Origin of the sequence: Pseudomonas sp. FEMGT703P (assembly GCF_002786345.1) — a bacterium.
GTDB lineage: Bacteria > Pseudomonadota > Gammaproteobacteria > Pseudomonadales > Pseudomonadaceae > Aquipseudomonas > Aquipseudomonas peli.
This window is the reverse complement of sequence record NZ_PGCM01000010.1, coordinates 112350-138445: the sequence shown is the minus strand read 5'-3', so window position 1 is coordinate 138445 and position 26096 is coordinate 112350. Positions and strand designations below refer to the sequence as shown.

27 protein-coding genes are annotated in these 26096 nt (G+C 60.1%); 13 read left to right on the top strand and 14 right to left on the bottom strand.

Translation table 11 applies throughout. The features are described 5' to 3' along the window. Positions 1 to 70: 70 nt before the first annotated feature. The 3 genes from CUR33_RS14210 to CUR33_RS14200 form a co-directional block, all read right to left on the bottom strand. A complete protein-coding gene (locus tag CUR33_RS14210; protein ID WP_170048716.1) occupies positions 71 to 475 on the bottom strand; it encodes a tetratricopeptide repeat protein in 405 nt (134 codons plus the stop codon). A 381-nt stretch (positions 476 to 856) separates the two neighbouring features. Then, complete coding sequence (locus tag CUR33_RS14205) at positions 857 to 1609, bottom strand: RES family NAD+ phosphorylase (RefSeq protein ID WP_289240067.1); 753 nt, start codon at positions 1607 to 1609, stop codon at positions 857 to 859. Between the two features lie 56 nt (positions 1610 to 1665). Then, the gene (locus tag CUR33_RS14200; RefSeq protein WP_289240066.1) at positions 1666 to 2034 is read right to left on the bottom strand and encodes an antitoxin Xre/MbcA/ParS toxin-binding domain-containing protein; all 369 of its coding nucleotides are present in this window, start codon (positions 2032 to 2034) and stop codon (positions 1666 to 1668) included. 147 nt (positions 2035 to 2181) lie between these two features. Here CUR33_RS14200 and CUR33_RS14195 point away from each other — a divergent pair, with 147 nt between their 5' ends. Genes CUR33_RS14195 through CUR33_RS14185 form a run of 3 tightly spaced genes read left to right on the top strand, consistent with a single transcriptional unit; the run spans position 2182 to position 5334 of the window. Further along, entirely contained in the window at positions 2182 to 4770 is a 2589-nt protein-coding gene (locus tag CUR33_RS14195; protein ID WP_289240065.1) for an intermembrane phospholipid transport protein YdbH family protein, read from the top strand. Between the two features lie 15 nt (positions 4771 to 4785). After that, entirely contained in the window at positions 4786 to 4977 is a 192-nt protein-coding gene (locus tag CUR33_RS14190; RefSeq protein WP_090252927.1) for a YnbE family lipoprotein, read from the top strand. A gap of 12 nt (positions 4978 to 4989) precedes the next feature. After that, positions 4990 to 5334, top strand: a complete 345-nt coding sequence (locus CUR33_RS14185; RefSeq protein ID WP_170048712.1) for a YdbL family protein — start codon at positions 4990 to 4992, stop codon at positions 5332 to 5334. A gap of 82 nt (positions 5335 to 5416) precedes the next feature. On the opposite strand, the gene CUR33_RS14180 is transcribed toward CUR33_RS14185, so the two are convergent. From CUR33_RS14180 to oscA, 5 genes are all read right to left on the bottom strand, one after another. After that, positions 5417 to 6409: a sulfate/molybdate ABC transporter ATP-binding protein gene (locus CUR33_RS14180; protein WP_170048711.1), complete on the bottom strand. Its 993-nt coding sequence runs from the start codon at positions 6407 to 6409 to the stop codon at positions 5417 to 5419. A 3-nt stretch (positions 6410 to 6412) separates the two neighbouring features. Then, positions 6413 to 7285, bottom strand: coding sequence for a sulfate ABC transporter permease subunit CysW (gene cysW / locus CUR33_RS14175; RefSeq protein ID WP_090252919.1), 873 nt, complete (start codon positions 7283 to 7285; stop codon positions 6413 to 6415). Between the two features lie 10 nt (positions 7286 to 7295). Continuing rightward, positions 7296 to 8114, bottom strand: a complete 819-nt coding sequence (gene cysT / locus CUR33_RS14170) for a sulfate ABC transporter permease subunit CysT (protein WP_090252916.1) — start codon at positions 8112 to 8114, stop codon at positions 7296 to 7298. Between the two features lie 146 nt (positions 8115 to 8260). Further along, on the bottom strand, positions 8261 to 9259 hold the full coding sequence (locus CUR33_RS14165; RefSeq protein WP_282876207.1) for a sulfate ABC transporter substrate-binding protein: 999 nt from the start codon (positions 9257 to 9259) through the stop codon (positions 8261 to 8263). A gap of 178 nt (positions 9260 to 9437) precedes the next feature. Further along, the gene (gene oscA / locus CUR33_RS14160; protein WP_090252912.1) at positions 9438 to 9620 is read right to left on the bottom strand and encodes a sulfur starvation response protein OscA; all 183 of its coding nucleotides are present in this window, start codon (positions 9618 to 9620) and stop codon (positions 9438 to 9440) included. Between the two features lie 260 nt (positions 9621 to 9880). Between oscA and CUR33_RS14155 the strand changes: the two genes are divergently transcribed. Next, positions 9881 to 10462, top strand: coding sequence for an alpha/beta hydrolase (locus CUR33_RS14155; protein ID WP_289240064.1), 582 nt, complete (start codon positions 9881 to 9883; stop codon positions 10460 to 10462). A gap of 86 nt (positions 10463 to 10548) precedes the next feature. Continuing rightward, entirely contained in the window at positions 10549 to 11517 is a 969-nt protein-coding gene (locus CUR33_RS14150; RefSeq protein ID WP_289240063.1) for a sigma-54-dependent transcriptional regulator, read from the top strand. A 12-nt stretch (positions 11518 to 11529) separates the two neighbouring features. Here the strand turns inward: CUR33_RS14150 and CUR33_RS14145 are convergent, their stop codons facing one another. The 4 genes from CUR33_RS14145 to CUR33_RS14130 all read right to left on the bottom strand — a co-directional run bounded on the left by CUR33_RS14145 (position 11530) and on the right by CUR33_RS14130 (position 16053). Further along, a complete protein-coding gene (locus CUR33_RS14145; protein WP_289240062.1) occupies positions 11530 to 12711 on the bottom strand; it encodes a YeeE/YedE family protein in 1182 nt (393 codons plus the stop codon). A gap of 105 nt (positions 12712 to 12816) precedes the next feature. Beyond that, on the bottom strand, positions 12817 to 13743 hold the full coding sequence (locus CUR33_RS14140; RefSeq protein WP_289240061.1) for a sulfurtransferase: 927 nt from the start codon (positions 13741 to 13743) through the stop codon (positions 12817 to 12819). A gap of 103 nt (positions 13744 to 13846) precedes the next feature. Beyond that, positions 13847 to 15082 carry an acyl-CoA dehydrogenase family protein gene (locus CUR33_RS14135; protein ID WP_289240060.1) on the bottom strand — a complete coding sequence of 412 codons (1236 nt, stop codon included), beginning with the start codon at positions 15080 to 15082 and terminating at the stop codon, positions 13847 to 13849. 2 nt (positions 15083 to 15084) lie between these two features. Further along, on the bottom strand, positions 15085 to 16053 hold the full coding sequence (locus CUR33_RS14130; RefSeq protein ID WP_289240059.1) for an aliphatic sulfonate ABC transporter substrate-binding protein: 969 nt from the start codon (positions 16051 to 16053) through the stop codon (positions 15085 to 15087). Positions 16054 to 16444: 391 nt separating this feature from the next. Between CUR33_RS14130 and CUR33_RS14125 the strand changes: the two genes are divergently transcribed. The 4 genes from CUR33_RS14125 to CUR33_RS14110 all read left to right on the top strand — a co-directional run bounded on the left by CUR33_RS14125 (position 16445) and on the right by CUR33_RS14110 (position 20462). Next, positions 16445 to 17776, top strand: a complete 1332-nt coding sequence (locus tag CUR33_RS14125; RefSeq protein ID WP_289240058.1) for an OprD family porin — start codon at positions 16445 to 16447, stop codon at positions 17774 to 17776. Positions 17777 to 17907: 131 nt separating this feature from the next. Next, the gene (locus CUR33_RS14120; RefSeq protein ID WP_289240057.1) at positions 17908 to 18900 is read left to right on the top strand and encodes an aliphatic sulfonate ABC transporter substrate-binding protein; all 993 of its coding nucleotides are present in this window, start codon (positions 17908 to 17910) and stop codon (positions 18898 to 18900) included. A 3-nt stretch (positions 18901 to 18903) separates the two neighbouring features. Next, positions 18904 to 19728 (top strand): ABC transporter permease, encoded by an 825-nt coding sequence (locus CUR33_RS14115; protein WP_289240056.1) that lies wholly within the window; start codon positions 18904 to 18906, stop codon positions 19726 to 19728. A 2-nt stretch (positions 19729 to 19730) separates the two neighbouring features. After that, the gene (locus CUR33_RS14110) at positions 19731 to 20462 is read left to right on the top strand and encodes an ABC transporter ATP-binding protein (RefSeq protein ID WP_289240055.1); all 732 of its coding nucleotides are present in this window, start codon (positions 19731 to 19733) and stop codon (positions 20460 to 20462) included. Between the two features lie 140 nt (positions 20463 to 20602). Here the strand turns inward: CUR33_RS14110 and CUR33_RS14105 are convergent, their stop codons facing one another. Both CUR33_RS14105 and CUR33_RS14100 read right to left on the bottom strand, forming a co-directional pair. Next, on the bottom strand, positions 20603 to 21145 hold the full coding sequence (locus CUR33_RS14105) for an REP-associated tyrosine transposase (RefSeq protein ID WP_289240054.1): 543 nt from the start codon (positions 21143 to 21145) through the stop codon (positions 20603 to 20605). 156 nt (positions 21146 to 21301) lie between these two features. Then, positions 21302 to 22297, bottom strand: a complete 996-nt coding sequence (locus tag CUR33_RS14100) for a sulfate ABC transporter substrate-binding protein (RefSeq protein WP_289240053.1) — start codon at positions 22295 to 22297, stop codon at positions 21302 to 21304. A 238-nt stretch (positions 22298 to 22535) separates the two neighbouring features. Here CUR33_RS14100 and CUR33_RS14095 point away from each other — a divergent pair, with 238 nt between their 5' ends. The 4 genes from CUR33_RS14095 (at position 22536) to ssuD (ending at position 26074) form a co-directional block, all read left to right on the top strand. Next, on the top strand, positions 22536 to 23174 hold the full coding sequence (locus CUR33_RS14095; RefSeq protein ID WP_282876218.1) for a peroxiredoxin: 639 nt from the start codon (positions 22536 to 22538) through the stop codon (positions 23172 to 23174). Between the two features lie 9 nt (positions 23175 to 23183). Next, positions 23184 to 23777: an NADPH-dependent FMN reductase gene (gene ssuE, locus CUR33_RS14090; RefSeq protein WP_289240052.1), complete on the top strand. Its 594-nt coding sequence runs from the start codon at positions 23184 to 23186 to the stop codon at positions 23775 to 23777. Positions 23778 to 23867: 90 nt separating this feature from the next. Continuing rightward, the gene (locus CUR33_RS14085; protein ID WP_289240051.1) at positions 23868 to 24848 is read left to right on the top strand and encodes a sulfonate ABC transporter substrate-binding protein; all 981 of its coding nucleotides are present in this window, start codon (positions 23868 to 23870) and stop codon (positions 24846 to 24848) included. A gap of 77 nt (positions 24849 to 24925) precedes the next feature. Continuing rightward, positions 24926 to 26074, top strand: coding sequence for an FMNH2-dependent alkanesulfonate monooxygenase (gene ssuD, locus CUR33_RS14080; protein WP_090252875.1), 1149 nt, complete (start codon positions 24926 to 24928; stop codon positions 26072 to 26074). The last annotated feature ends 22 nt before the right edge of the window (positions 26075 to 26096 follow it).

Here is a 26096-nt window from a genome sequence, read left to right as displayed (position 1 = left end):
TTGGAGCTAGTGTCATGCGAGCCTGTTTTTAACGCAGCAGGGCCGACGCGTAGCAGACTTTGAGCTGGCTCTAGAGCTGTTTAAGCAGTTGCTGCGCCTCTGGCGAACCCTGTCCCGCTGCCAGTTCCAACCAATGGCGGGCCTGCTGCGGTTCATTGTTGCGCGGCTGGCTGTAAAGCTGGCCGAGTTCCAGCTGGGCGCCCATATCGCCGGCGCGGGCGGCCTGACGCAGCAGCTCAAAACCCATGCGCCGATCACGCGGGTTGCCGCAATCACGGCAAAGCATTTGTCCCAGTCGACTCTGCGCCTGCACCACACCCTGCAAAGCAGGCTGCTTAAGCAGATGACCAGCAAAGCGTTTGACGCTAGGGGCGTGACCGAGGCGAGGATTGTCCAGTAGCCAGAGCGCCACACGGGTGGGCAGGCGAGGAACCGAGGTTGAAGCAATAGGTAGTCGAGTGATTGCGCGAGGCATAAAAAGCAGCGGTAGCCGGAAAGGCGCGCAACTCTACTCCTTTTTTCAGCCAGGTAAAGTCTTGCAAAAAAGCGCTGACTGGCGGTCTAGAGCAAGCGCTCGGGTTAATCCACAGAAGCTGTGGATAACTTCGTGGATAACATGGGAGCAAGCGTCCTCAGCGCCTATGGCGTGGGGCCCAAGGTCAAACTGGTGATTTTTTCACCAGCGTAAAAAATCCATATATTTCATTGACTTATAAAATCAATAAAAAAAATCAAGGGTTTACGTCAAGCACTGCATCTTGCTTGACAAGGCGCATCGCAATTGTGCACAAGTTGCTGCGTCACGCCGTCGCACTGCTCTTTTTCAGGGCAAAACGCCCTGAAAAAGCCGCCCTGTCTAGGCCGGACGTGGCAGGCGTCCCTCCACTTGATAGGCGTCGAGACGAAAGACTCTGGGAGTATCCGGAATCTGGGCATTCTTGAATGCCACATAGTCGCCGGTGGTTTCGCATAACCAGCTCAACAAATTACGCGGGCGCTTCTCCGCCAACGCAGCGGGCACAAACAGCGCCACGTTATTGCCTTGCAGCAGAGAGCGCGCCGACCGGTATTCAAACGCCTCAACACCTGCTCCGCGCATCGCCGCGCCTAGGGCCTGGCACGGTTGATAAGCACTGGCGTGACTCAGCTCAGCCTGGAAGTCCGCAAACGGCGGATGCTGCAACTGAATACCGCGCTCAACCTGATAGCGCGCCTCGAAGGTGCAATGCTCGGAAAGGATGCGCCCACTCGGCGGCGCGATGCTCATACCATCCCAGAGCAGAAACCGGTAATACGCCGCCTCGGCCATGGCGGTGTCGATACGCAGCGCGCCATAGAACAGGCTCGGCTCATGCACCGAACCAAAGCGCGAGCCCCAGCGCAGCGGCGGATAACGGAATGGGGTTTTCAGCAGGTAATGCAGCGGCTCGGCGCTCTGCGGCAGCGGCGGTTTGCTGGTTTCCAGCAGTTCTTCGAGCAGCGCCTGTTCGGCAAGGGTATCGACCAGTTGCAGCGTGGCGACCTGGGCCTGGCTCTCAACCAAGCGCACCAGGCGCCCGCGCAAGGGTTTGATCTGCTGCGGGCCTTGGCAGCGTTGCCAGATATCCATGGTGGCGTTGTCCTTAACTTTTATTATTGTTGGGTACTGCGCTTACCGGTTACGACTCAACCCTTGCCACGAATCGCATCTAGATACTCCACCACCCGCACCAAACCCTGTACCTGCATCATTAGGGATAAGGGCGGTGCATCCAGATGACGGTTATCGGTGCGCAGAAAATGCTGCATATCCGCCAGGTTGCCGCCGAACAGGGCAAACAGTGAGCGGTATACACGCACCAGCAGCAAGGCCAGCTCACCGGTCTTGCTGTGCACGCGCAGGCCACCCTCAGCCCAGCGCGAGATGGCCGTACGGTGTACGCCAATAATGTCCGCCAGTTCCCGCTGGGTCAGGCCCAGCTGTTCACGGGTATTGAGCAGCGCTTTGGCCAGCACCGCATCGGCGTCGGCAACCGGTCGAATCAATGCGCTCATCACGGCCTCCTACTTTCATAATGTCTGTTTACAGCAAAACTACCACTAAATGCTGTAATTACACAGAAGAGAATAACCCGTGATTGGCAGCCTGCCAGACATGGGTTAACGTCCTGCCACGCAACTCCCCACTATGGATCAGTGCTTATGCCCAGCCGGCGCACCTGGCTGCGACTTATCAGTTGCCTGGTTTTACTGCTCGTACTGCTTAGCGCTTACGGCTACCTGAGCCTGAATCGTCTGCTCGAACGCGAGCAGATCGATAATCTCGAATGGCGCGGTCTGGGCCTATCCACCCAGGGCATACAGCTTGAACAGCTCAGTCTGCAGCACCCTAGCGGCGCAGTGCAGCTGCAACAGGTGCAATTGCACTGGAGCGGATTCAGCCTGGCGCTGCCCTTCTGGCAGCAGGTGCATATCACCAGCCTGCACCTGAATCTGCCCTCTCAAGCCGAGCCTGCATCTGAAGACAGCACGGATTTTGAGGTGCCGCTTGAGCAGCTCTCTGCCGTTATCAGCCTCTTGCCGCAACGCGTGCAGATTGATGCACTGCAGATCGAGCTGCCCTGCGCCGCCACGCGCTGCCAGCTGCTGGGCGATCTGCAACTACTTAGAGACATCTCGCAGGTTGATGCGCAACTCAACCTGCAACATCAGCAAAACCAACTGAGCTGGCACGCGCAGTTGCAGGGCGACGCCACAACTTCAGCGCTGCAGCTCAGCCTGACGATCAATCAGCAACGGCAATTGCAGCTCAGCAGTAGCCTGCAACAGAGCGCCGCCGGGCAACTCTGGCAAGGCGATTTCACCGGTGATCTGCAGCAAAGCGCGGTGCTGCAAAGCTGGCTCAGCCAATGGCTGCCCAACGCCGCAGGCACACTGCCTGAGGCTCCGGCGGCAGCGCAGCTGAAGGCAAGCTGGCAACTGCAGCTTGCCCCTGGCCCACTTAACCTGGCGCAACTGCAGCAGGCCAGCGGCCAGTTGCAAGCCAGCGCCAACCTGCCAGAGCCCTGGCCCATTCCCGCTATCGGTCAATTGCAGGGCAGCTTCGATTTGTCCGCCCAGGCGCTGGATGGGCAGTGGCTGGCCGATAGCCTGAATGCCGACCTCAACCTCAAGCAAATTGCCAATGACCTTATCAGTGGCGTACCGGCAGAGCTGCATCCCGAAACGCTGCAGCTAACAATCCAGTCCACCGAAACGCCCGAAAACTTGGCTGCACAACTGGTTGATCGCGCCCTGCCCCTGCAACTGCTGCTAAAGGGCCAGGGGCGTAGCCAATTCGAGCTGCGCGGTACGCTGGCCCTGGCAAATAGTTTGCCCTGGGGCTTGCAGCTGCTGGACGGCAGCCTTAGCGCATACACCCAGGCATTTCAGTTGGAGAGTTGGAAGATCGGCGCGCTGCAGACGCAGTTGCAACTCGACGCTTTTCTGGATGCACAGCAGCTGGATCTCGTCCTCGGCAAAGGCTCACAGCTAAGCCTGCAGCATCTGCGCAGTGCGGATGTGCAAGCACAGCAACTCAAGGCCAGCAGCAGCGGGCTGCAACTGCAGGCACAACTGGCGGCAGGCGCACTGCTCGACTGGCAGCTAAAAGGCCCGCTCGACCTCAGTGCGCAGCTGCAGCATGGGCAATTGCAGCCTCAGCGCTGGTACTGGCAAGGCCCTGTGACTGCAAACCAGCTACAGGCGGAGCTGAACGGCACACTGCGCAACGATGCCGGCCTGCAGCTCAAGCTGCAGGCACAACACAGCAGCGCCAAGGGCCTGAGCCTGCAAGCGCAACTGGCAGAGCTGTTTCTACGCAGCGGTAACCCCTTAAAAGACAGCTTTACGGCCTGGCCAGCTCTGCTGGAGCTGAACAACGGTCGCCTGAATGCCAACGCCAGCCTGACCCTCGCCAGCGATCAACAGCTGCCCACGGTCAAACTCGAACTGACCGGCAAGGGCCTGGGCGGGATTTATGACCGCACCGCGCTGGAGGGTTTGAATAGCCGCATCACTGTGCGAGTCGATCCCGAACAGCTGCAGCTTGAGTTGAGCGAGCTGCGCCTGGCCCAGGCCAACCCCGGCATACCGCTGGGGCCGCTGCAGCTCAGCGGCCGCTACAACGCAGCCCTGCAAACACCGACCCAAGGCCAGCTACAGCTGCGCCAGGCCGAAGCAGCGCTGATGGGCGGCAACCTGCAACTGGCACCCGGGCAATGGAGCCTGGCCGCCGAGCCGCTGCTATTTCCCGTACAGGTGCAGGGCCTGGAACTTGAGCAGCTGTTTATCCTCTACCCCACAGAGGGCCTGGCCGGCACAGGCACCCTGGATGGCGAATTGCCGCTGCAGATCAGCAGCCAGGGCGTGACCATCGAACAAGGCCAACTCAGCGCACGCGCACCGGGCGGCAGACTGCAGTTCCACTCAGAACGTATCCGCGCCCTCGGCCGCAGCAACCCGGCGATGCAGCTGGTGACCCAATCGCTGGAGGATTTTCGCTTTACGACCCTGAGCAGCCAGGTCAACTACGATCAGCAAGGCAAGTTGGCTTTGGCCATGCGCCTGGAGGGACAGAACCCGGCCATCGAACAAGGCCGACCGATCCACTTCAATATCAACCTGGAAGAAGACATTCCGACCCTGCTGGCCAGCCTGCAACTGACCGACAAGGTCAGCGACATCATCAAGCAGCGTGTGCAACAGCGTATGCTGGAACGCAATGCCAAAACGGCCCCGACAGAGCCATGACCAAGGAGAAGCGCCATGCGCTTGCGTAGTTGTTTCGCCGTCCTGCTACTAGGGCTGCTCAGTACGGCCTGCACCCCGACCGTACAGCTGGCGATGCCCAATGAGCCGATCAACATCAACCTCAATGTGAAGATCGAGCACGAAATCTATATCAAGGTGGATAAAGCCCTGGACAGTATGTTCAGCGAATCCAGCGGATTGTTCTAAAGGAGCCCGAACATGAATATCTATAAGCGCCTTGCCAGCCTGTTACTGCTGCTCAGCCTGAGCCTGCCAGCCGTAGCCCTGAACCTTAACGAAGCCATGTCCGCCCTGAGCGACGCCAAAGCCAGCGGCCAATTGGGCGAAATGCCCAATGGCTATCTCGGCGTAGTGAGTAACGGCGGACAGGCCGCCGAAATCGCCCAGTTGATCAACCAGGCGCGGCGCGCCGAATACCAGAAGCTGGCAGCGCAGAATGGCATCCAGCTCAGTGATGTGGAAGCGATTGCCGGGCAGAAAGCTATCGACAAGACCCCAGCCGGGCAGTACATCCAGCTTGAAGGTAAGTGGCAGCGCAAATAACACGACCTGCTGCGCGTCGCAGCCTCGGTGTTAAAAACAAAAAGGAGCGCAATGCGCTCCTTTTTTGTTTTACAGCCAGAACTCAGCGCTGTTGAATCACCGGCTGCCCCGCTTTCGGTTTGAAGTACAGCGTTTCACCGCGAGTGAGGTTGGCCAGGCTGAGGTGATCCTTGGCCACTTCGGCTTCGATCGGCTCGCTCTGCCCGGCAACTTTAAGGGTTACGCGGGTGATTGCGCCGAGCGGTCGGATGTCGCGTACTTCACCGGCCTGGTGGCCTGCTTCGGCTTGGCGCGAGAGGTGAATCTCGTGCGGGCGGAACAGCACGTGGGTGTCGTTGCCGACGTACAAGCGGTTGGCATCACCGAGGAAGTGATAGACGAAATCGCTGGCCGGCTTCTCATACACCTCGCCCGGCGAGCCGATCTGCTCGACCACGCCCTTGTTCATCACCACGATGCGATCCGCCACCTCCATGGCCTCTTCCTGGTCATGGGTGACGAATACCGAGGTCAGGTGCACTTCTTCGTGCAGGCGCGCCAGCCAGCGGCGCAGTTCCTTGCGCACCTTGGCATCCAGGGCGCCGAAGGGTTCGTCGAGCAGCAGCACTTTCGGCTCCACTGCCAGGGCACGAGCCAGGGCGATGCGCTGACGCTGGCCACCGGAAAGCTGCTCGGGGTAGCGATCCGCAAGCCAATCAAGCTGCACCAGATCAAGCAGATCGTGGACCTTTTTCTTGATCGCATTCTCGTTCGGCCGCTCGCCCTTGGGCTTCATGCGCAGGCCAAAGGCAACGTTGTCGAACACGGTCATATGGCGAAATAGCGCGTAGTGCTGGAACACAAAACCGACGTTACGGTCGCGCACATCGTGGTTGGAAACATCTTCGCCGTGGAACTCGATGCTGCCGCTGTCCGGGGTTTCCAGGCCGGCGATGATGCGCAGCAACGTGGTCTTGCCGCAGCCGGAAGGGCCGAGCAAAGCGACCAGTTCGCCACTCTGGATATTCAGATTGATATCGTTCAGCGCTTTGAACGCATTGAAATTCTTGCTGACGTTAGAGATTGCAATCGACATGACTTATTCCTCGCCAGCACTGGCTTTCAGGCGGTTGATACGGGACTCGCTCCACTGCTTGAGCAGCAGGATAAACACCGCCAGCAACAGCAGCAGGCTGGCGACGCTGAAGGCGGCGACGTGGTTGTATTCGTTGTAGAGAATTTCGACATGCAGCGGCAGCGTATTGGTGTAACCCCGGATATGCCCGGAGACCACCGACACCGCGCCGAACTCGCCCATGGCCCGCGCAGTACAAAGCACCACGCCATAGATCAGGCCCCATTTGATATTGGGCAGGGTCACGTGCCAGAACATCTGCCAGCCATTGGCACCAAGCAGGCGGGCGGCCTCCTCTTCCTGGGTGCCCTGCTCCTGCATCAGCGGGATCAGCTCGCGGGCAACAAAGGGCACGGTGACAAACACCGTGGCTAAGACGATGCCCGGTAAGGCGAAGATGATCTGAATATCGTGCTCGCGCAGCCACGGGCCGAAAAAGCCCTGGGCGCCGAACAGCAGCACGTAGATCAGACCGGCGATCACTGGCGATACAGAGAACGGCAGGTCGATCAGGGTGACCAGAATGCTCTTGCCGCGGAACTCGTACTTGCTCACGCACCAGGCGGCGGCCACGCCGAACACCAGGTTGAGCGGCACCGAAATGCCCACCGCGAGCAGGGTCAGCTTCAGTGCACTGATCGCGTCGGGCTCGAAGATCGCTCCAAAGAAGGTGCCAAAGCCGTGCTTTAACGCTTCGCTCAGTACGATAAACAGCGGCAAAACGAGGAACAGCACAAACACCAGCCAGGCGCTGATGATCAGCAGCCGACGACCGAGCACATTGCCGCGTCGTGCGGCGTTGGCCGAGGCTGACGCGCTTAGGGTTACAGAAGACATGGCGACCTCCTCAGGACTTGGCAATCTGGCGCTGCAGCAGGTTGATCAGCAGCAGCAGAATGAAGGAGACCACCAGCATCAACACGCCAATAGCCGTGGCACCGGTGTAGTCGTACTGGTCGAGTTTGACCATGATCAGCAGCGGCAGAATCTCGGTCTTCATCGGCATGTTGCCGGCGATAAAGATCACCGAACCGTACTCACCGACACCACGGGCAAAGGCCAGCGAGAAGCCTGTAAGCCAAGCCGGCAGCAACGCCGGCAGCAGCACATGGCGAAACACCTGCAGTGGTTTGGCACCGAGGCAGGCCGCGGCCTCTTCGACCTCGCGGGGGATATCAGCCAGCACCGGCTGGATGGTGCGCACCACAAACGGCAGGGTGACAAAGGTCAGCGCCAGGGTGATGCCGATGGGCGTGTAGGCAATCTTGAAGCCCAGGTCGGTAGCAAACTGACCAACCAGGCCGCTCGGGGCATACAAGGCGGTCAGGGCGATACCGGCAACGGCGGTGGGCAAGGCAAAAGGCAGGTCGATCATCGCCTCTATCACCTTGCGGCCTGGGAAGGTGTAACGCACCAGCGTCCAGGCCAGTAATGTACCGATAATGCCGTTGATCACGGCGGCCGCGAAGGCAGTGGCAAAGCTCAGTTTGAGCGCGGCCAGCACCCGCGGTGCGGAAATAATCGCCCAGAACTCAGCCCAGGTGAGCTGAGCGGCGTGAACGAACATGGCACCCAGAGGAATCAGCACCAACAGGCTGAGGTACACCAGGGTGTAGCCCAGCGTCAGCCCGAAGCCGGGTATGACGGGGGAAGTACGACGAGACATTTTCAGTCCTTATCTGCTTCTGCGTTGGAACGCTCAAATCAGCCCTGCCGCCGGTGTCGCCCTTTCCGGCTGGCCTGCAACAAGGCCGACGCTTACACAACAAAGGGTGGGCAGCGCGTGGCTAACCCACCCCGGGTCTATCTGACTTACTGCGCCTGATAGATCTGATCGAATACCCCACCATCATTGAAGAACTTCGGCTGTGCGGTTTTCCAACCGTTGAAGTCCTTGTCGATGGTCACCAGCTTCAGTTCCGGGAACTGCTTGGCGAACTCACCGGCAATGGCCTGGTTACGCGGACGGTAGAAGTGCTTGGCGGCCAGACGCTGACCTTCATCGCTGTACAGGTAGTTGAGGTAGGCCTCAGCCACTTTGCGGGTGCCCTTCTTGTCGACGTTTTCATCGACTACAGCCACCGGTGGCTCGGCCAAGATCGACAGTGACGGTGCGACGATTTCGAAGTTGTCGCCGCCCTCTTCTTTCAATGCCAGGAAGGCTTCGTTTTCCCAGGCCAGCAGCACGTCACCGATCTGGTTGTTGACGAAGGTAATGGTCGAACCACGGGCACCGGTGTCGAGTACTGGCACGTTCTTGTAGAGCTTCTCGACGAACTCTTGGGCTTTCGCTTCGCTGCCGTACTTCTGCTGGGCGTAGGCCCAGGCGGCGAGGAAGTTCCAGCGGGCGCCGCCGGAGGTTTTCGGGTTCGGGGTGATGACTTCCACGCCCGGCTTGACCAGATCATCCCAGTCCTTGATGCCTTCCGGATTGCCCTTGCGCACCAGGAACACGATGGTCGAGGTGTACGGCGTGCTCGATTGCGGCAGACGCTCCTGCCAGTTCTCCGGGATCAGCTTGCCGAGCTTGTACAGCTCATCGATATCACCGGCCAGGGCCAGGGTTACCACGTCAGCACGCAGGCCATCGATTACCGCACGGGCCTGCTTGCCCGAGCCACCGTGGGACTGCTGGATGGTGATGGCTTCATTGCCCTGGGCTTGCCAGTGCTTGTTGAACGCGGCGTTGAATTCACTGTACAGCTCGCGGGTCGGGTCGTAAGACACGTTGAGCAGGGTTTCAGCGGCGGCCACCGGGCCTGCAAAAATGGCGCTGGCCAGGGCAGCGAGGGCAAAACGGCGAATGGACATGGTGCAGCTCCTAAAATTTTTCGAGTGTTTGTTGGTTTTTCTTTAGGGGTTGGCGGTCAACAACGCATTCGCGGGTGACAGCTGCAATACCGGTGTGTGCTCATGGTTTCTGCTCGGTTCATGCTCACACCCTCCGGTGGTCCAGTCGGGTTTTGAGGCTCGGTGTTGATTTAACGGGTCAGGCGTTCTTGCCGGCCGGAGCCTGCAAGCGGAATTTTTCCTTACGCTCGATCTGCACGACCTGGCCGTTGTGCACGGTGATTTCCACCGAGCCAAACTTCAGGCCGTTCAGTGCAGCCTGGATCTCGCGCAGGATGCTGGCCTCATCCTGACCTTCAAGGTTTCGTAGGGTTGCGGTCATGGTAATGCTCCTTGAAATAGCCCCTGTAAGCGGCGAAAACTGGCCGTAGTCAGTGGGCGTGGAGCGGATAGTAGAGAGACACCAATATTCTTAAAAATATTATTTAAGAACATTTATATACTTTTTTTGCATATACCAATCCATGACCTTCTCCCACAGAGAAATTGGATTTCAGGCATAAGCAAATAAGTTCTTATTCTTTTTGATATTCATCAGTCCTCCCTACACTGCAGCCATTCACATCTGCAGGAGGGCGCACGATGCGCAACCAAACTATCCGTTACCTGATAGTGCCGGGCTGGCAAGGATCGGCCGACGAGCATTGGCAGAGCCACTGGCAGCGCAGCCTGCCGAACAGCGCCCGGGTGGAACAAGCCGACTGGCTAAACCCCAAGCGTGAAGACTGGGTCGCCGAACTGCAGCGCAGCATCGCCAGCGATCCGCGCCCGACCATCCTGATAGCCCATAGCTTGGGCTGCATCACCGTGGCGCATTGGGCAGCTCATGCCCCGGTGGAATCGCTGCGCCGGGTAAGGGCCGCGCTCCTGGTCGCCCCAGCCGATGTGGAACGGGCCAACTGCCCGCCAGCGCTGCAGAATTTTGCCCCGACTCCCCAGCACTCACTGCCCTTCCCCAGCCAGTTGGTGGGCTCGGATAACGACACCGCCGCCAGTGCCGCACGGGCTATCGAAATGGCCCGTGATTGGGGCAGCGATGTGGCGATTCTCAGCGGCGCTGGGCATATCAATGTGAAGTCGGGGCATCAGCGTTGGGAGCAAGGTTTTGCCTACCTGTATCGCCTGCAGAGCCGTATCGAACAAGCCGACCGCCGCCGCGCCTGAAAAGCCAATCGCCCGAACGGCCGCAGCCCCTGTAAAGATCAAGCAACCTGCCTGCTCGCAATCCGAGTCGGGCTGGAGACTCGTTGATGAGCCAGAACAATTTCGGTGGCCAACCGCTGCTGACCTTTCCCGATGCAGAGAAAAGCCCGCTAAGCATCCGCGCCAAAGCGCTGGTGTTTATCGATCCCCGCTCCCGGCAGCTACGCGACCAGGTCGAGCTGCTTGCCACACAACCTTTACCGCTGCTGATTGAAGGCGAAACCGGCACCGGTAAAGAGTTGTTGGCGCGGCATATCCACCGCGCCAGCGAACGGCCGGGGTTGTTTGTCGCGCTCAGCTGCAGCGGCCTCAGCAGCAAGCATGCCCAGGCAGAACTGTTCGGCTATGCCGCCGGCGCCTATCAAGGCAGTGCAAGCAGCCGCGCAGGCTGGTTTGGCTCGGCCAACAACGGCACGCTGTATCTGGATGAAATCGGCGACCTGCCGCTGCCGCTGCAAGCTGAACTGCTTAGCGCCCTGGAAACCGGTGAAGTGCTGCGAGTCGGCGCCAGCCAGCCGAGCCCGGCGGATGTCAGGCTGCTGGCTGCAACCAGCATCGACCTGGCTCAGGCCGTGGCAGCTGGCAAATTCAATGAGCGGCTATACGGTTATCTCAGCGACGGCCGCCTTGACCTGCCGCCGTTGCGTGAACGCACCGGCGATATCCTGCCCATGGCGGAATATTTCCTCGGCATCTACGCCCAGCGCCTGAGTCTGCCGCTGCCTGCCATCAGCGATGCCGCACAGCAACGCCTGGAAGCGCACAACTGGCCAGGCAATACCCGCGAGTTGGAAAACGTCATCCACTTCGCCCTGCTGGTCAGCAGCGGTGATGAGATTCTCAGCCAGCACCTCAACCTGGTAGGCAGCGTTGCACCCCTTACAGCCGTGCAAACCGCGATTGAGGCGATACTCAATGATGCTCAGCCTGAGCAACTGCGCGCGTTGCAACAACTGCTCAACGGTAGCCAAGAGCGCCTGCACACTTTAATCAACGCCGCAGACACCCCTGGCTAGCTAGAACGCCGATTACCAGTAACGGCGTATACGCAGCCCGAGCAAAACACCCACTAAACAAAACACCGCAAATACCCAGCCGGACAACGCGCCGGCCATGATCCCTGAGAGCAGCGTGCCTACCGTGCAACCCAGCGCCAGCATGCTGCCCCAGCCCAGCAAAATGCCGCCGAGCAGATTACGCAGCAGTTCACTAACGTGCGGACGCTTGGGCTGGAAGTCCCCCGCCAGCAAAGCGCTGGCCCAAGACGCCACAACCAGGCCGAGAATAAACAGACCGTTATTCGACAGCAGCGCCTCTTTGACTGCCGTGGCGCAGCCGGAAAAACTGTCCAGGCCTTCCAGCCGCTCCGGTAGCCAGCCCAGCCCGTCTGCCGCGGTGCGCGCCATACTGCCTAATTCCGCCGTCACGCCCAGTGGGCCAACACGCAGATAACTCAAGGTCGCGAGAAAGCCGATCAGCACACCGCCCACCCAGGTCGGCCAGCGTTGGCCAAACAGCAGGTGCCGCAGGTTGCGCGCAACCACGCGCGGTTCAGTGCTCGCTTGTACATGCAACAACAGCCAGCAGGCCAGCCCACCGAGCAAAGCGATCTGCAACAGAAACGACACGCCATAACCCTGCCAGGCCGGCAACCAGACCACCGGAGCCTGCTGGATGCTCAGCAAATACAGCGGGTTCCAGCAGAGAAAACCCAGAAAGAAACCTATCAAGGCACCGAACAGCGAAAACAGCGAAGCAAACGCCCCCTCACCCAGGCGATAGAGATGGGCACTGATGCACGAACCGGACAGCGCCATGCCGATGCCAAACACCGTGGCGCTCAACCCCAGCACCCAACTCAACGGCCCGACATGCGCATCCGGCGGCAAGCGCCCGCTGCTCGGATCCGGCACAAAGGCGCTAAATACCAGGTGATAACCCAGGGTACCCACCGCCAATGCGGCGATGATGCCGAGCAACCCATCCGGTTTGCGCTGCTCGATAAAGTCGCGGGTCACGCAGAAAAAGCAGAAGCGCGAACGCTGCAACAACAGGCCGAACAACGCCCCGCCGAGCAAGGACAGGCTCAAGGCCTGGCTGTCACTGTCCGCGCCGCCCAACTGCCAGGCAGCAAACACCAGGCCCAGGCTCAATACCGCCGCCAATGCACTGGCCCAGCGCCCCGGCGCCTGCAACGCAGTCGTTGCCATAGTGGCTCCTCAGATAAAAGAAGAGTGAGCGCCCTGCCTGAACGCTCACCCTAAACAGGGGCATGGGGCTGGCCCATGCCATGATTTCTTCACGGAAGTAGAGGCTTATTTGCCGCCCCACACGGTGCCGGCCACGTTGACTACCGGCACGCCCACGGCATTGCCGTATTCGGTCCAGGAGCCGTCGTAGTTACGAACGTCATAACCGAGGATTTTCTTCAGGGCGAACCAGGTGTGGCTGGAGCGCTCGCCGATGCGGCAGTAGGTGATGATCGGCTTGCTGCCATCGATACCCACTGCGCCGTAGACCTTTTTCAGTTCTTCAACCGATTTGAAGGTGCCATCGGCAGCCACTGCCTGCCCCCAAGGGACGTTGACAGCACCTGGCACGTGGCCGGCGCGCACTGCCAGTTCCTGCACACCTTGCGGGGCAAAGACCTTGCCGTTGTATTCATCAGCGGAACGGATATCCACCAGTTGCACATCGCTGCGCTTCTCTGCCGCTGCGAGCACGTCCGGGAGGAAGGCGCGCAGGTCTTTATTCGCCGCCTGGACCGTGACATTGCCGGCTACCGGCGTTTTCGCGCGGTTATCCAAAGCGCGTTTTTCTGCCTCCCACTTCACCCGGCCACCATCGAGCAGTTTGACGTTGTCCACGCCATACACATCGAACACCCAGGCACCCCAAGCGGCGAACCAGTTGTTGTTATCGCCGTAGAGCACCGTGGTGGTGTCCGCCGAGATGCCGGATTTACGCAACAGCGCCTGGAAGTTTTCCTGGCTGGCGATATCACGGCGCACTGGATCGACCAGATCACGGTGCCAGGCAAAGTTCACCGCCCCAGGGATATGCCCACGCTCGTAAACGCCCGGCGCAACACTCACCTCGATGATCCGCACCTTGGGGTTGTTCAGGTTCTTTTCCAGCCACTCGGTGCTGACCAGCACATCACTGGCGGCCAGCGCTTGGGCGGCTTGCAACAGCGTGGCAGCAGCCAGCAGGCCGGCACCAAACAGGTTTTTTATAGTCATTTCACACTGCCTCAACGGTTATGAAACACGGCCAGGTGGCCCTATTGGTTTACTGGTTTATCAATCTGCTGCATGTCTTTTCTGCGCGCCCCTCCCTGTCGTATCAGCCATACAGCGAAGGCGTGGGCGCCTTGCCGTTGAGTAACCAGTGCCCGAGATCGCGCACCTTGTAATCGAGCGGGTCATGCAGGCTGTGCACTCGCACGTTTCGCCAGAAGCGGTCGAAGCCGTATTTCGAACTGGTGGAACTGGCGCCCATGCTTTCAAAAATGCGCGAGGTTATTTCCAGCGCGGCGCGCGCCGAAACCACCTTGGCTTCGCTGATAGCCAAGGCCACCTCAGCTCGCTCGGCCGCGGTCAATGCGGGTTTCTCCCAGGCGCTCTGCAGGCGTTGCGCGGCGTTATCGGCCAGCAACTGGGCACTGCGAAACAGCAGCCAAAGTTCGCCATAACGCTGTTGGATAAAGGGATCATCACTGGCCAGGGCCACTCCGGAAGCCGGCCAGGCGCGGCTGTGTTCGCGGGTGTAACGCAGCGCGCCATCCAGCGCACCCTGGGCATTGCCCAGGTACAACTGGGTCAGAATCAATTGCGACAAGCAGGCGCGCAGCGTAGTGCGTGGGCTTACGCCGCTGGGACCGAGCTGTTCGCTGCTGTCGACAAACACATTGTCGAATTGCACCGTGCCGCTGTCGGTCTGGCGCTGGCCGAAACCGTCCCAGTCATCATTTACCGCCAGCCCTTCACGCTGGCTGGGCAGCACAATAAACACCCGGTCTTCGGGGTTGTGGCTGCGCGGCGCGCTGATCACCAGGGCATCGGCGCCCAAGGCACCCGAGCAGAACGACTTGCTGCCATTGAGCTCGTAATGCTCCTCACGGCGACTGAGTTTCAGGCGGGTATCGCGGCCATTGGTGGCGTTGCCCCAGAACCAGCGCTCATGCACCGTGCGACTCAACCAGTGGCGCTGCTGATCGGGGCTGCCAAACAGCAGGATGGTCGCCACCTGCAGATGCTGAAAGGCAAACAGGTGCGCCAGTGAGCTGTCCACGGCAGCCAGGTAACGGATGATCTGGTAGATCTCCGGCCACACCAGACCCTGACCACCAAACTGCTGTGGAATGGCCAGGGTCAGCAGGCCACTGTCACGCAGCAACTGACGCTCGGCCTGGGCGCTGCCGCCATGCCGATCACGCTGCACCGCGGTGGCCGCCAGTTTGCGCGCCAAGCGCTCGATCTTGCCGCTGCGACTGGCGAAGTCACTGGGAAACAGCCGTGGATCGAATAGCGGCGCAGCACTATCGAAGGCTTGGGAATTGGCACGAAGCTCGGCGGCCATGGTTATTGCGCCTTCCAGATAGCCACATCGAGGGCGTTCACCGCTTTGGGCAGCAAACCTTCGGCGACAAAGGCGTCAGCAATTTTCTGCTGCTCCTTGAGGCTCTGCGGCTGCACCAAACGCACCTGATAGCTACGCCGAGCATTGGCCTGTTCCACGATGGCTGGGTCCAGACCGCCCCACAGCGGGCTAAGCACTTGCGCCGCAGCGCGCGGGTTGGCGCGCAGCCAATCACCGGTCTTCACCAGCTCGTCGAAGACCACCGCCAGCACCTGCGGATTGTTTTTGGCAAACGCGGTACTGGTCAGGTAATAGCGCTGGTAATCGGCCAATTGCTTGCCATCGGCCAGCGTGCGGGTCGGCAACTGCTGCTGGGCACCGCTGAGAAAGGGTTCCCAGGTGACCCAGGCATCGACTTTGCGGTTTTCGAATGCTGCGCGGCCGTCAGCTGGAGTCAGATAGGCCGGCTCGATGTCACTGAATTTAAGGCCGGCTTTGGCCAAGGCTGCGAGCAACAGGTAATGGCTGCCAGCCGCCTTGGTGACCGCGACTTTCTTACCTTTGAGTTGCGCCACGCTGCGCAGCGGCGAGTCATCACGCACGATAATCGCCTGAGCCGACGGCGACGGCGCCTCCTGAGCAAAATAGGTCAGCTGCGCACCGGCAGCCTGGGCAAATACCGGCACGGTATCGGCGACATCAGCAGATACATCGATATTGCCGACGTTCAGCGCCTCCAATAGCGGTTGGCCGTTGGGGAACTCATGCCAGCTGATACTGACATCCTGCTTGGCCAGGGCCTTCTCAAGATCCCCGTTGCTTTTCAATAAGCTGATCAGGGTCGAAGACTTCTGGTAACCAATGCGCAGTTGCGTGGCGGCATCGGCGGGCAGCACGCTGGCGAGTGCCAGGCTTAGGGACAAGCCCACGCTCAGCAAGGGACGACGGTTGAATAGGGAGCGGCTAGGCATGGCAGACCTCTTCAAGGACGTGCCGGCCTTTTGATAAGCCGGATCACGACAAACTTCAGGGTTGAACAGGAAGTCCGGTGATCCGGTGGAGACAAGCTAAATGATCTAAAAAAGTCTTCGCAAATAATTTTTAAGCATTAGCTTATGGGCTTCACGACTAAGCATCGCTTATTCTTTTTAGTTACTACAAAGTGAAAATAAATTCTTTTTAGGGATTACGAATAATCCCTACAGTGCGCCCAAGCCGACAGCGGACCACCGCATCGGGCCCATGAAACATCAAGGGGCTCTTTGCTATTTCGCTGAGACAGGTGCAACGCACACCGTCCGCTCGAGCCCCTTCTGCAGTGCCACACACATTCCGCACAGACCTGCATTTGGAGCATCGAGCATGAACAAGTCCACACTGGCCCTGGCCGTTACCCTCGCCGCCCTCGCCAACCAGGCCACCGCCGCCGGCTTTATCGAAGACAGCAAAGCCACCCTCGGCCTGCGTAATTTCTATTTCGACCGCGATGATAAAAACACCGCCAACAGCAACAACGAAGCCAGTGAATGGGGCCAGGGGTTTATCTTTAACTACCAGTCCGGCTACACCGAAGGCACCGTAGGTTTTGGCCTGGACGCCATCGGTCTGGTGGGTATCAAGCTCGACTCCGGCGGCGATAGCAGCACGCCACGTAGCCGCGCCCCTGGCGCATTGTTCCCCCTGGAAAGCGACGGCAGTGCGGTGGACAACTACGGCAAGGCCGGTGTCACCGCCAAAGCGCGCCTATCCAAGACCGAACTGCGCATCGGCACCCTGCAACCCAAGCTGCCGGTGATCAACTTCAACGATGGCCGTCTGCTGCCGCAAACCTTTGAGGGCGCACAAGTCACCTCCGCCGAGATCGACGGCCTGACCCTCACTGCCGGCCAGTTGGAAAGCACCAAGACCCGCAGTTCCACTGACGATATCGCCCTGCGCATTGGTGGCGCGGCCAGCTTCCAGGGCAAAGCTGCCGACTCCAATGAATTCATCTACGCCGGTGGCGATTACAAGATCACCAAGGACCTCACCGCACAGTACTACTACGGCAACCTGGAAGACTTCTACAAACAGCACTTCCTCGGTCTGACCCACAATCTGGCTTTGCCGGTCGGCGCGCTGAAAACTGACCTGCGCTATTTCAACAGCGGCTCAGACGGCAAGAACGGCAGCCTGGCTGGCCGCACCGAAGGCTACAAAAGCAGTGGTTTCTGGCGCGCAGGCGACAGCAAAAACGGTGAAGTGGATAACAACACCTGGAGCGCCCTGTTCACTTACAGCCTGAGCGGCCACGCCCTCAGCGCTGGTTATCAGCAGGTGTCCGGCAACAGCGCCTTCCCGTTTGTCAGCCAGGGCGACGGTGCCACCGCGTACCTGATCACTGACCGGCAGATCGGCAAGTTCGCCAGCGCCGGTGAGCGCACCTGGCTGGCCGAATACGGTTATGACTTTGCCAGCGCCGGCATTCCCGGCCTGAAAGCCACCGTGACCTACCTGTCGGGCAGCAACATTGACGCCGCCGACAGCGACCGCAAGGAATGGGAGCGCGATTTGCGCGTGGATTACACCTTGCAGGAAGGCGCACTGAAAGGCCTGGGTCTGTCCTGGCGTAACGCCACCTTCCGTGGCAACACCAGTGCTGCAGATCAGGACGAAAACCGCCTGATCGTCAGCTACAGCCTGCCGCTGCTCTAAGGCCACCCTGCAACAACAAACCCCAAAGTGTACCGGCCTGACCACAGGCCGGTTTCAACCCCGCAATAACTTTGACCTGAAGTGCCCGTCCACGGGTCGACAGGCGACAACCCTAACCAGAGGAAACGACCATGAGTCTGTTCAATCTGCGTCGGGGGCTGACCGCCCTGTTTGTGGCGATTCTGCCTGCCGGCGCCTATGCCGAAACCCCCAAAGAAGTCCGTTTGGACTACGCCTACTACGCCCCCACCAGCCTGGTGCTCAAGCAACAAGGGCTGCTGGAAAAAGCTCTTGCGCCGCAAGGCATCAGCGTCAAATGGGTATTCAGCCAGGGCAGCAACCGCTCGCTGGAATACCTCAATGGTGGCAGCACCGACTTTGCCTCCACTGCGGGCCTGGCCGCCGTACTCAGCCGCGCCAACGGCAGCCCGATCAACACCGTATACGTCGCCAGCCGTCCGGAGTGGACCGCCCTGGTGGTGCCCAAGGATTCGTCGATCAACAGCCTGGCCGATCTGAAAGGCAAGAAAATCGCCGCCACCAAAGGCACCGATCCGTTCCTGTTCCTCCTGCAAAGCCTGCAGAAAGCCGGGCTGGACAAGAACGCCGTGGAAATCGTCCACCTGCAGCACCCCGATGGCCGCACGGCACTTGAACGTGGCGATGTCGACGCCTGGGCCGGCCTTGACCCGCTGATGGCCTCCAGCCAACTGCAAGCCGGTTCGCGCCAGCTGTACCGCAACCTCGACTTCAACAGCTACGGCGTGCTCAGCGTCACCGAGAAATTCGCCGCCACTCAGCCTGAGCTGATCAAGCAGGTGATCGGCGCCTACGAACAGGCCCGCGAGTGGGCGATTGCTAACCCGGATGCATTGGCACAGCTGCTTGCCGACGAAGCCAAGCTGCCGCTGGAAGTCGCCAAACTGCAACTGTCGCGTACCGACTTCAGCAACTCGCAGCCCGGCGCCGAGCATATCGCTGCGCTGAAAGCTGCCGCGCCGATCCTGCTGGATGAGCAACTGGTTCGCCCGGGCACTGACGTGGCCAAGGTGGTGGATCAACTGATCAGCCCGCAACTGGCGGCCAGTGTGATCAAGCAATCCGTAGCCAAGGCGAGCAACTAAGTCATGGGTACCCTCAACCTCAGGCTTAGCCGTTGGGCCGAGCGCTTACCCAGCCTGCGCCCATCACTGGCCAACCTGCGTGGTTGGGCGGTTCCCCTGACGCTGCTGCTGGGGCTTGAGGCCCTGGTGCGTTCCGGCATTCTGCCGGCGCACCAGATGCCTGCACCGACTCAAGTGGCGCAAACCCTGTTCAACCTGGCCGTCAGTGGCGAATTGCTGCGGCATATCAACGCCAGCCTGCTGCGGGTGGCTGCCGGCTTTCTGATCGGCGCTGGCCTGGCCATCGTTATAGGTACCTGGGTCGGCCTTAGCCGCCGCGCCGAGGCCTACCTGGAACCGACCTTTCAAGCCTTGCGGGCGATTCCCAGCCTGGCCTGGGTGCCTCTGCTGCTGCTCTGGCTGGGCATTGATGAAACACCCAAGGTGGTGCTGATTGCCCTGGGCGCATTCTTTCCGGTGTACCTGGCACTGCTGGCCGGGATCCGCAATATCGACCGCAAGCTGGTCGAAGTCGGCCAGCTGTATCAGCTCAGCCGCTTCGCCCTGGTGCGGCGGATTCTTCTGCCGGCCGCCCTACCCAACCTGTTTACCGGGTTGCGCGGGGCGCTGAGCCTGAGCTGGATGTTCCTCGTGGCGGCCGAGCTAATTGCCGCCACGCGTGGCCTTGGCTACCTGCTCAGTGATGGTCGGGAAACCTCACGGCCGGACCTGGTGATTGCCGCCATCCTCTTACTGGCAGTGCTCGGCAAGCTTAGCGACAGCCTACTCAAATACTGGGAAACCCGCGCCCTGAGCTGGCGCGACAGCTATCAGGGTGGGGAGAACTGAACATGAGCGCACTCCTGCAACTTCAGAATATTCACAAAGCCTACGACGGCCTGCGCGTGCTCGATGATGTCAGCCTGAGCCTGGCGCCCGGCGAGATCGTCAGCCTGCTCGGCCCCAGTGGTTGCGGTAAAAGTACCCTGCTGCGTATCGCCGCCGGGCTCGATCAGGACTTCAGCGGCGCGCTGGAATTCAACCCACTGCTGCAGTTCGGCCGTGGCACCGGCATCGGCGTGGTATTTCAGGAGCCGCGGCTGATGCCCTGGCTGAATGTCGCGCAGAACGTCAGCTTCGCCGATGGCTGGATTGCCGATGAAAAATGGGTGCAGCAACTGCTGCGCGATGTCGGCCTCAGCGGCCATGCCAACGCCCTGCCCAAACAGCTTTCCGGCGGCCAGGCGCAGCGTGCAGCGATTGCTCGCGGGTTGTATGGCAAACCTCATGTGCTGCTACTCGACGAGCCGTTCAGCGCGGTGGATGCCTTCACCCGCATGAAACTGCAGGACCTGCTCAGCGAGCTGGCCGAGCGCTATGAAATCGCCGTACTGCTGGTTACTCACGATCTGGACGAGGCGTTCTACCTGAGCGACCGCGTACTGATTCTCGGCGGCACACCCAGCCGCCTGCAGCGCGAACTGGCGGTGCCGCTGGCGCGGCCACGGGACCGTCGCTCGGCCGAACTGGCCTACCTGCGTGGCGAGGCCCTGACTGAGCTGTACCAATCCCACGCGATCTAACCGAATTCCTCAAGGTGGAATCTTTACCGGGCACATGGCCCGGTTTTTTTATGGGCGTTGCGTACGCGGGTTACACCCGCCCTACCCGGTCGTAAATGCTTAGGCCTTCCCAGTCGTAGGGCGGGTGAAACCCGCGTTGCCTACTCACCAACATTCAACTTCACGTCAGCTGTACCACCCCAGTCTTGTGAATAAACACCTTGGCGCACACAGCGGTGAAACGACGACCACGGCCAATCTTTCACGTGCCCAACAAGCCCATGCTTCAGCGGATTGCCATGCAGATAATCGAGATGCTGATGCAAGTCGCGTTCATCACGTATCAGGTGTTCCCAAAAACGCGGCTGCCACAACGTGCCGCAGCCCTTACTCAAAAGCCGCTTATTCAGATACTCGGGCCGCCTGTAGGCGGGGCCACAGCTGCGCGTGACATGACGCTTTATCAGCTGCCAGCGTGTGGAAAAGTCCGCGTCGCCTTCCGGTAGAGTCCAGATCGCATGCTGATGGTCAGGTCGCAGCACCCAGCCGTCGATACGAAAGGGCAAGGTTTGCCGCACCAGAGAGATTCCCTCGCGCAGCGCGCGCCGAATATCGACGTGGGTCAGGATCGGTTGACGGTGCGCGGTCACTACTGTGAAGAAGTAGGTACCACCAGGAACGGCGGCGCGACGGTAATAAGGCATCACAACATCCGTGTTGTGGTTGGAGGGTCAGCGCAGTGTAGTCGGCGCGCGGGTTTCACCCGCCCTACCATTTAGTCTGCCGTAGAGCGGGGGCAACCCGCGAATCGCTAACAAAAAGCCCGGCACATGGCCGGGCTTTTCAATTTCAGGTGCAGCCTACTGCGCGGTGTAAATCTGATCGAACAGACCGCCATCCTTGAAGTGGGTGCTCTGAATCACCGGCCAGTCGCCGAAGGTTTTCACCACGTTGAGGAAGGTGACTTTCGGGAAGCGGTCGGCGAACTCGGCGAGGATGACCGGGTTGCGTGGGCGCAGGTAGTTGTTGGCGGCGATGCGCTGGGCTTCGTCGGACCACAGGTACTTCAAGTAGGCCTCGGCTTCCTTACGAGTACCTTTTTTGTCGACCACCTTGTCGACCACTGCAACCGGTGGCTCGGCCTCGGCGGAGACGCTCGGGTAGACCACTTCAAAACTGCCACGGCCGAACTCGCGGGCGATCATCTCGGCTTCGTTCTCGAAGGTCACCAGCACGTCACCGATCTGGTTCTGGATAAAGGTGGTGGTGGCGGCGCGGCCGCCGGTGTCGAGGACCGGTGCCTGCTTGAACAGCTTGCCGACAAACTCCTTGGCGGCTTTCTCGTCGCCGCCTTTTTCCAGCACGTAACCCCAAGCGGACAGGTAGGTGTAGCGGCCGTTACCCGAGGTCTTCGGGTTGGGTACCACCACCTGCACGCCATCCTTGAGCAAGTCTGGCCAATCCTTCAGGCCCTTGGGGTTGCCCTTGCGCACGATAAACACGGTAGCCGAGGTAAACGGCGCGCTGCTGTTCGGTAGGCGTTCGGCCCAGTTTTTCGGCACCAGGCCGCCAATGTCGGCCAACGCATTAATGTCGGTGGCCATGTTCATGGTGATCACATCGGCGGGCAGGCCGTCGATCACTGCGCGTGCCTGTTTGCTCGAACCGCCGTGAGACATCTGCAGCACCAGCGGCTTACCACCCTCAGCCTGCCAGTGTTTCTGGAAGGCGGTGTTGTAGTCCTTGTAGAAGTCGCGCATTACGTCGTAGGAGACGTTGAGCAGGGTCGTCGCCTGGGCACTGGAGCCGAAGATCAGGCCGGCGGCCAGCAACGAGAAAGGTAAGAGTCGTTTCATTACGCATCCTTTGAATGAGGTGTGCGGCGACTATAAAAGCGGTTTTTTATTCGTAGAAAGAATAGTTAGTTACTTGCTTATGCATTTATCTGCTTTAGAGCGGCTGCAGCTGCTTTGGTGGCGGCATCGCCAACAAAGACCTAAAAGTTATAAATAAATCGTTATTTATTCTTTTTACTATTTTTTGTTCATAAGCATAGTGAGCGCCACGCAACGGACTTTACCAAGGAGAACACGCATGACCATCCGACTCGGCGATATCGCCCCTGACTTCGAACAGGACTCCAGTGAAGGCCGCATTCGCTTCCACGAATGGCTGGGCAATAGCTGGGGCGTGCTGTTCTCTCACCCCGCCGACTTCACCCCGGTGTGCACCACGGAGCTGGGCTTTACCGCCAAGCTGAAAGAACAATTCGCCGAGCGCGGCGTTAAGGCCATTGCCTTGTCGGTTGACCCGGTGGACTCGCACCTGAAGTGGATCGACGACATCAACGAAACGCAGAACACCAAGGTCAATTTCCCGATCCTGGCTGATGCTGATCGCAAGGTCTCCGACCTCTACGACCTGATCCACCCGAACGCCAACGACACCCTGACCGTGCGCTCGCTGTTCATCATCGACCCGAACAAGAAGGTGCGCCTAACCATCACCTACCCGGCCAGCACCGGGCGCAACTTCCACGAGATCCTGCGGGTGATCGACTCGCTGCAACTGACCGACAACCACAAGGTCGCCACCCCTGCCAACTGGGTGGATGGTGATGAGGTGGTGATTGTGCCGTCGCTCAAGGATGAGGACGAAATCAAGCAGCGCTTCCCCAAAGGATACCGCGCCGTCAAACCTTACCTGCGTCTGACCCCGCAGCCGAACCGCTAAGGACTGAAGATGCTTGTCGTATCCCTGGGCGGCAGCCCGAGCCTGAAGTCACGCAGCAATATTTTACTTGATCGCGCCAAACACTCGCTGCAGCTGCGTGGTGTTGAAGTAATCAGCTACCAGGTGCGTGATTTCAATGCCGAGGACCTGCTGTTTGCCAACTTCGGCAGCCCGGCCGTGCAGCAACTGATCGAGCAGGTGGAGCGCGCCGACGGCGTGATTATCGCCACGCCGGTGTACAAGGCCTCGTTTTCAGGCGCGCTGAAGACCCTGCTCGACGTACTGCCCGAACGGGCCCTGAACCACAAAGTGGTGCTGCCCATCGCCACCGGCGGCAGCAGCGCCCACATGCTCGCCGTGGACTACGCGCTCAAGCCGGTATTGGCGGCGCTGAAAGCCCAGGAAATGCTGCACGCGATCTTTGCTGACGACAGCCAGATTGCCTACGGCGAAAACGGCGCTGCCGCGCAACTGGCCCCAGCCCTGGAGCAGCGTCTGGATGATGCCTTGCAGCACTTCCAGCAGGCTCTGGCACGCCGGCCGGCACCGATTGATCCAGGCGTATTGAATGATCGACTGATCAACGCCCGCTGGAGTATCTGACACACCGCAACACGCTTTACCCCACCTTACTCGCCCGCCAACGGGCAAGCAGGTCGCAACCCAATAACCCCAACAGCAAAGGAGAGCGCTATGCGCACTGTTACTTTGCGTCGGAGTCTGGTCGCCCTGTTTGCCGCGGCCATTTCTTTCGGCGCCATCACCCAAGCACAAGCTGAAACATTGCGTATCGGCTATCAGAAATACGGCACCCTGGTGCTGCTCAAAGCCAAGGGCACCCTGGAAAAACGCCTGGCCGACAAAGGCATCGAGGTTAAATGGACCGAGTTTCCCGGCGGCCCTCAGCTGCTCGAAGGGCTGAACGTCGGCTCGGTGGACTTCGGCACAACCGGCGAAACACCACCGGTATTTGCCCAGGCCGCAGGCGCAGACCTGCTGTATGTCGCCTATGAGCCACCGGCGCCGACCAGCGAAGCCATTCTGGTGCCGAAAGATTCGCCGCTGAAATCGGTCGCCGATCTCAAGGGCAAGAAAATCGCCCTGAATAAAGGCTCCAATGTGCACTACCTGCTGGTACGCGCTTTGGAAGATGCTGGCCTGAAATACAGCGACATTCAACCGGTGTACCTGCCACCGGCCGATGCCCGCGCCGCCTTCGAGCGTGGCAGCGTCGACGCCTGGGTCATCTGGGATCCCTTCCAGGCCGCCGCCGAAAATCAGTTGCAAGCACGCACCCTGCGTGATGGCCAAGGCCTGGTAAACAACCACCAGTTCTACCTGGCGACCAAGCCCTATGCCGAGAAAAACCCGGAAGTGGTTGAAGTGCTGATCGAGGAAATTCGCGGCATTGGCGAATGGACTAAAAACAACAGCGCCGAAGCCACCGCCCAGGTCGCCCCACTGCTGGGCCTGTCGGCAGAAATCACCCGCGTCGCCGTCGAGCGCCAGAGCTACGGCGCGCAGTTGATCATCCCGGAAGTGGTCGAGGCGCAGCAGAAGATCGCGGACACCTTTACCGACCTGAAACTGATTCCCAAACGCCTGGTGATCAAGGACGTGATCTGGAACGCCCCGACTAAGGCGTCCCCGGCCAAGGTCGCAACAGCCCAATAACCATTCGCGACAGCTGCACCACCGTAGCCCGGATGCACTCCGGGCTACGCCACGATTCCGTAAGAGGAGACCACTCCATGAGCTTGAATATTTTCTGGTTCCTGCCCACCCATGGCGACGGCAAATACCTGGGCACCGCCGAGGGCGCACGCGCCGTCGATCACGGTTACCTGCAGCAGATTGCCCAAGCAGCCGACCGCCTTGGCTTTGGCGGTGTACTGATCCCGACTGGACGTTCCTGCGAGGACTCCTGGCTGGTGGCCGCATCGCTGATTCCCGTGACCCAGCGCCTGAAATTCCTCGTAGCCCTGCGCCCCGGGATCATTTCCCCGACGGTCGCCGCGCGTCAGGCAGCAACCCTTGATCGCCTGTCCAATGGCCGCGCGCTGTTCAACCTGGTGACCGGTGGCGACCCGGATGAGCTGGCCGGCGATGGCCTCAACCTGTCCCACGCCGAACGCTACGAAGCCTCGGTGGAATTCACCCGCATCTGGCGCCGCGTGCTGGAAGGTGAAGTGGTCGACTACGACGGCAAACATATTCAAGTCAAAGGCGCCAAACTGCTCTACCCACCTATCCAACAACCGCGTCCGCCGCTGTATTTCGGCGGCTCGTCAGAAGCCGCGCAGGACCTGGCAGCCGAGCAGGTCGAGCTGTACCTGACCTGGGGCGAGCCACCGGCTGCCGTGGCCGAGAAGATTGCCCAGGTGCGTGAGAAAGCCGCCGCTCAAGGCCGTGAAGTGCGCTTCGGTATACGCCTGCATGTGATCGTGCGCGAAACCAATGCCGAAGCCTGGGCCGCCGCTGACAAGCTGATCAGCCATGTCGACGACGACACCATCGCCCGCGCCCAGGCCTCCCTGGCGCGCTTCGACTCGGTCGGCCAACAGCGCATGGCCGCACTGCACGGCGGCAGCAAGGACAACCTGGAAGTCAGCCCCAACCTCTGGGCCGGAGTCGGCCTGGTGCGTGGCGGTGCCGGCACGGCACTGGTTGGCGATGGCCCGACCGTGGCCGCACGGGTCAAGGAATACGCCGACCTGGGTATCGACACCTTTATCTTCTCCGGCTATCCGCACCTCGAAGAATCGTACCGAGTTGCCGAACTGTTGTTCCCGCACCTGGACGTCAATCGCCCAGAGGTACCCAGCGGGGCCAGCTATGTCAGCCCGTTCGGCGAGATGATCTCCAGCGACATTCTGCCCAAGGCGGCCTCGGCCAGTTGATGCAATGCCGTAGGAGCGGGCC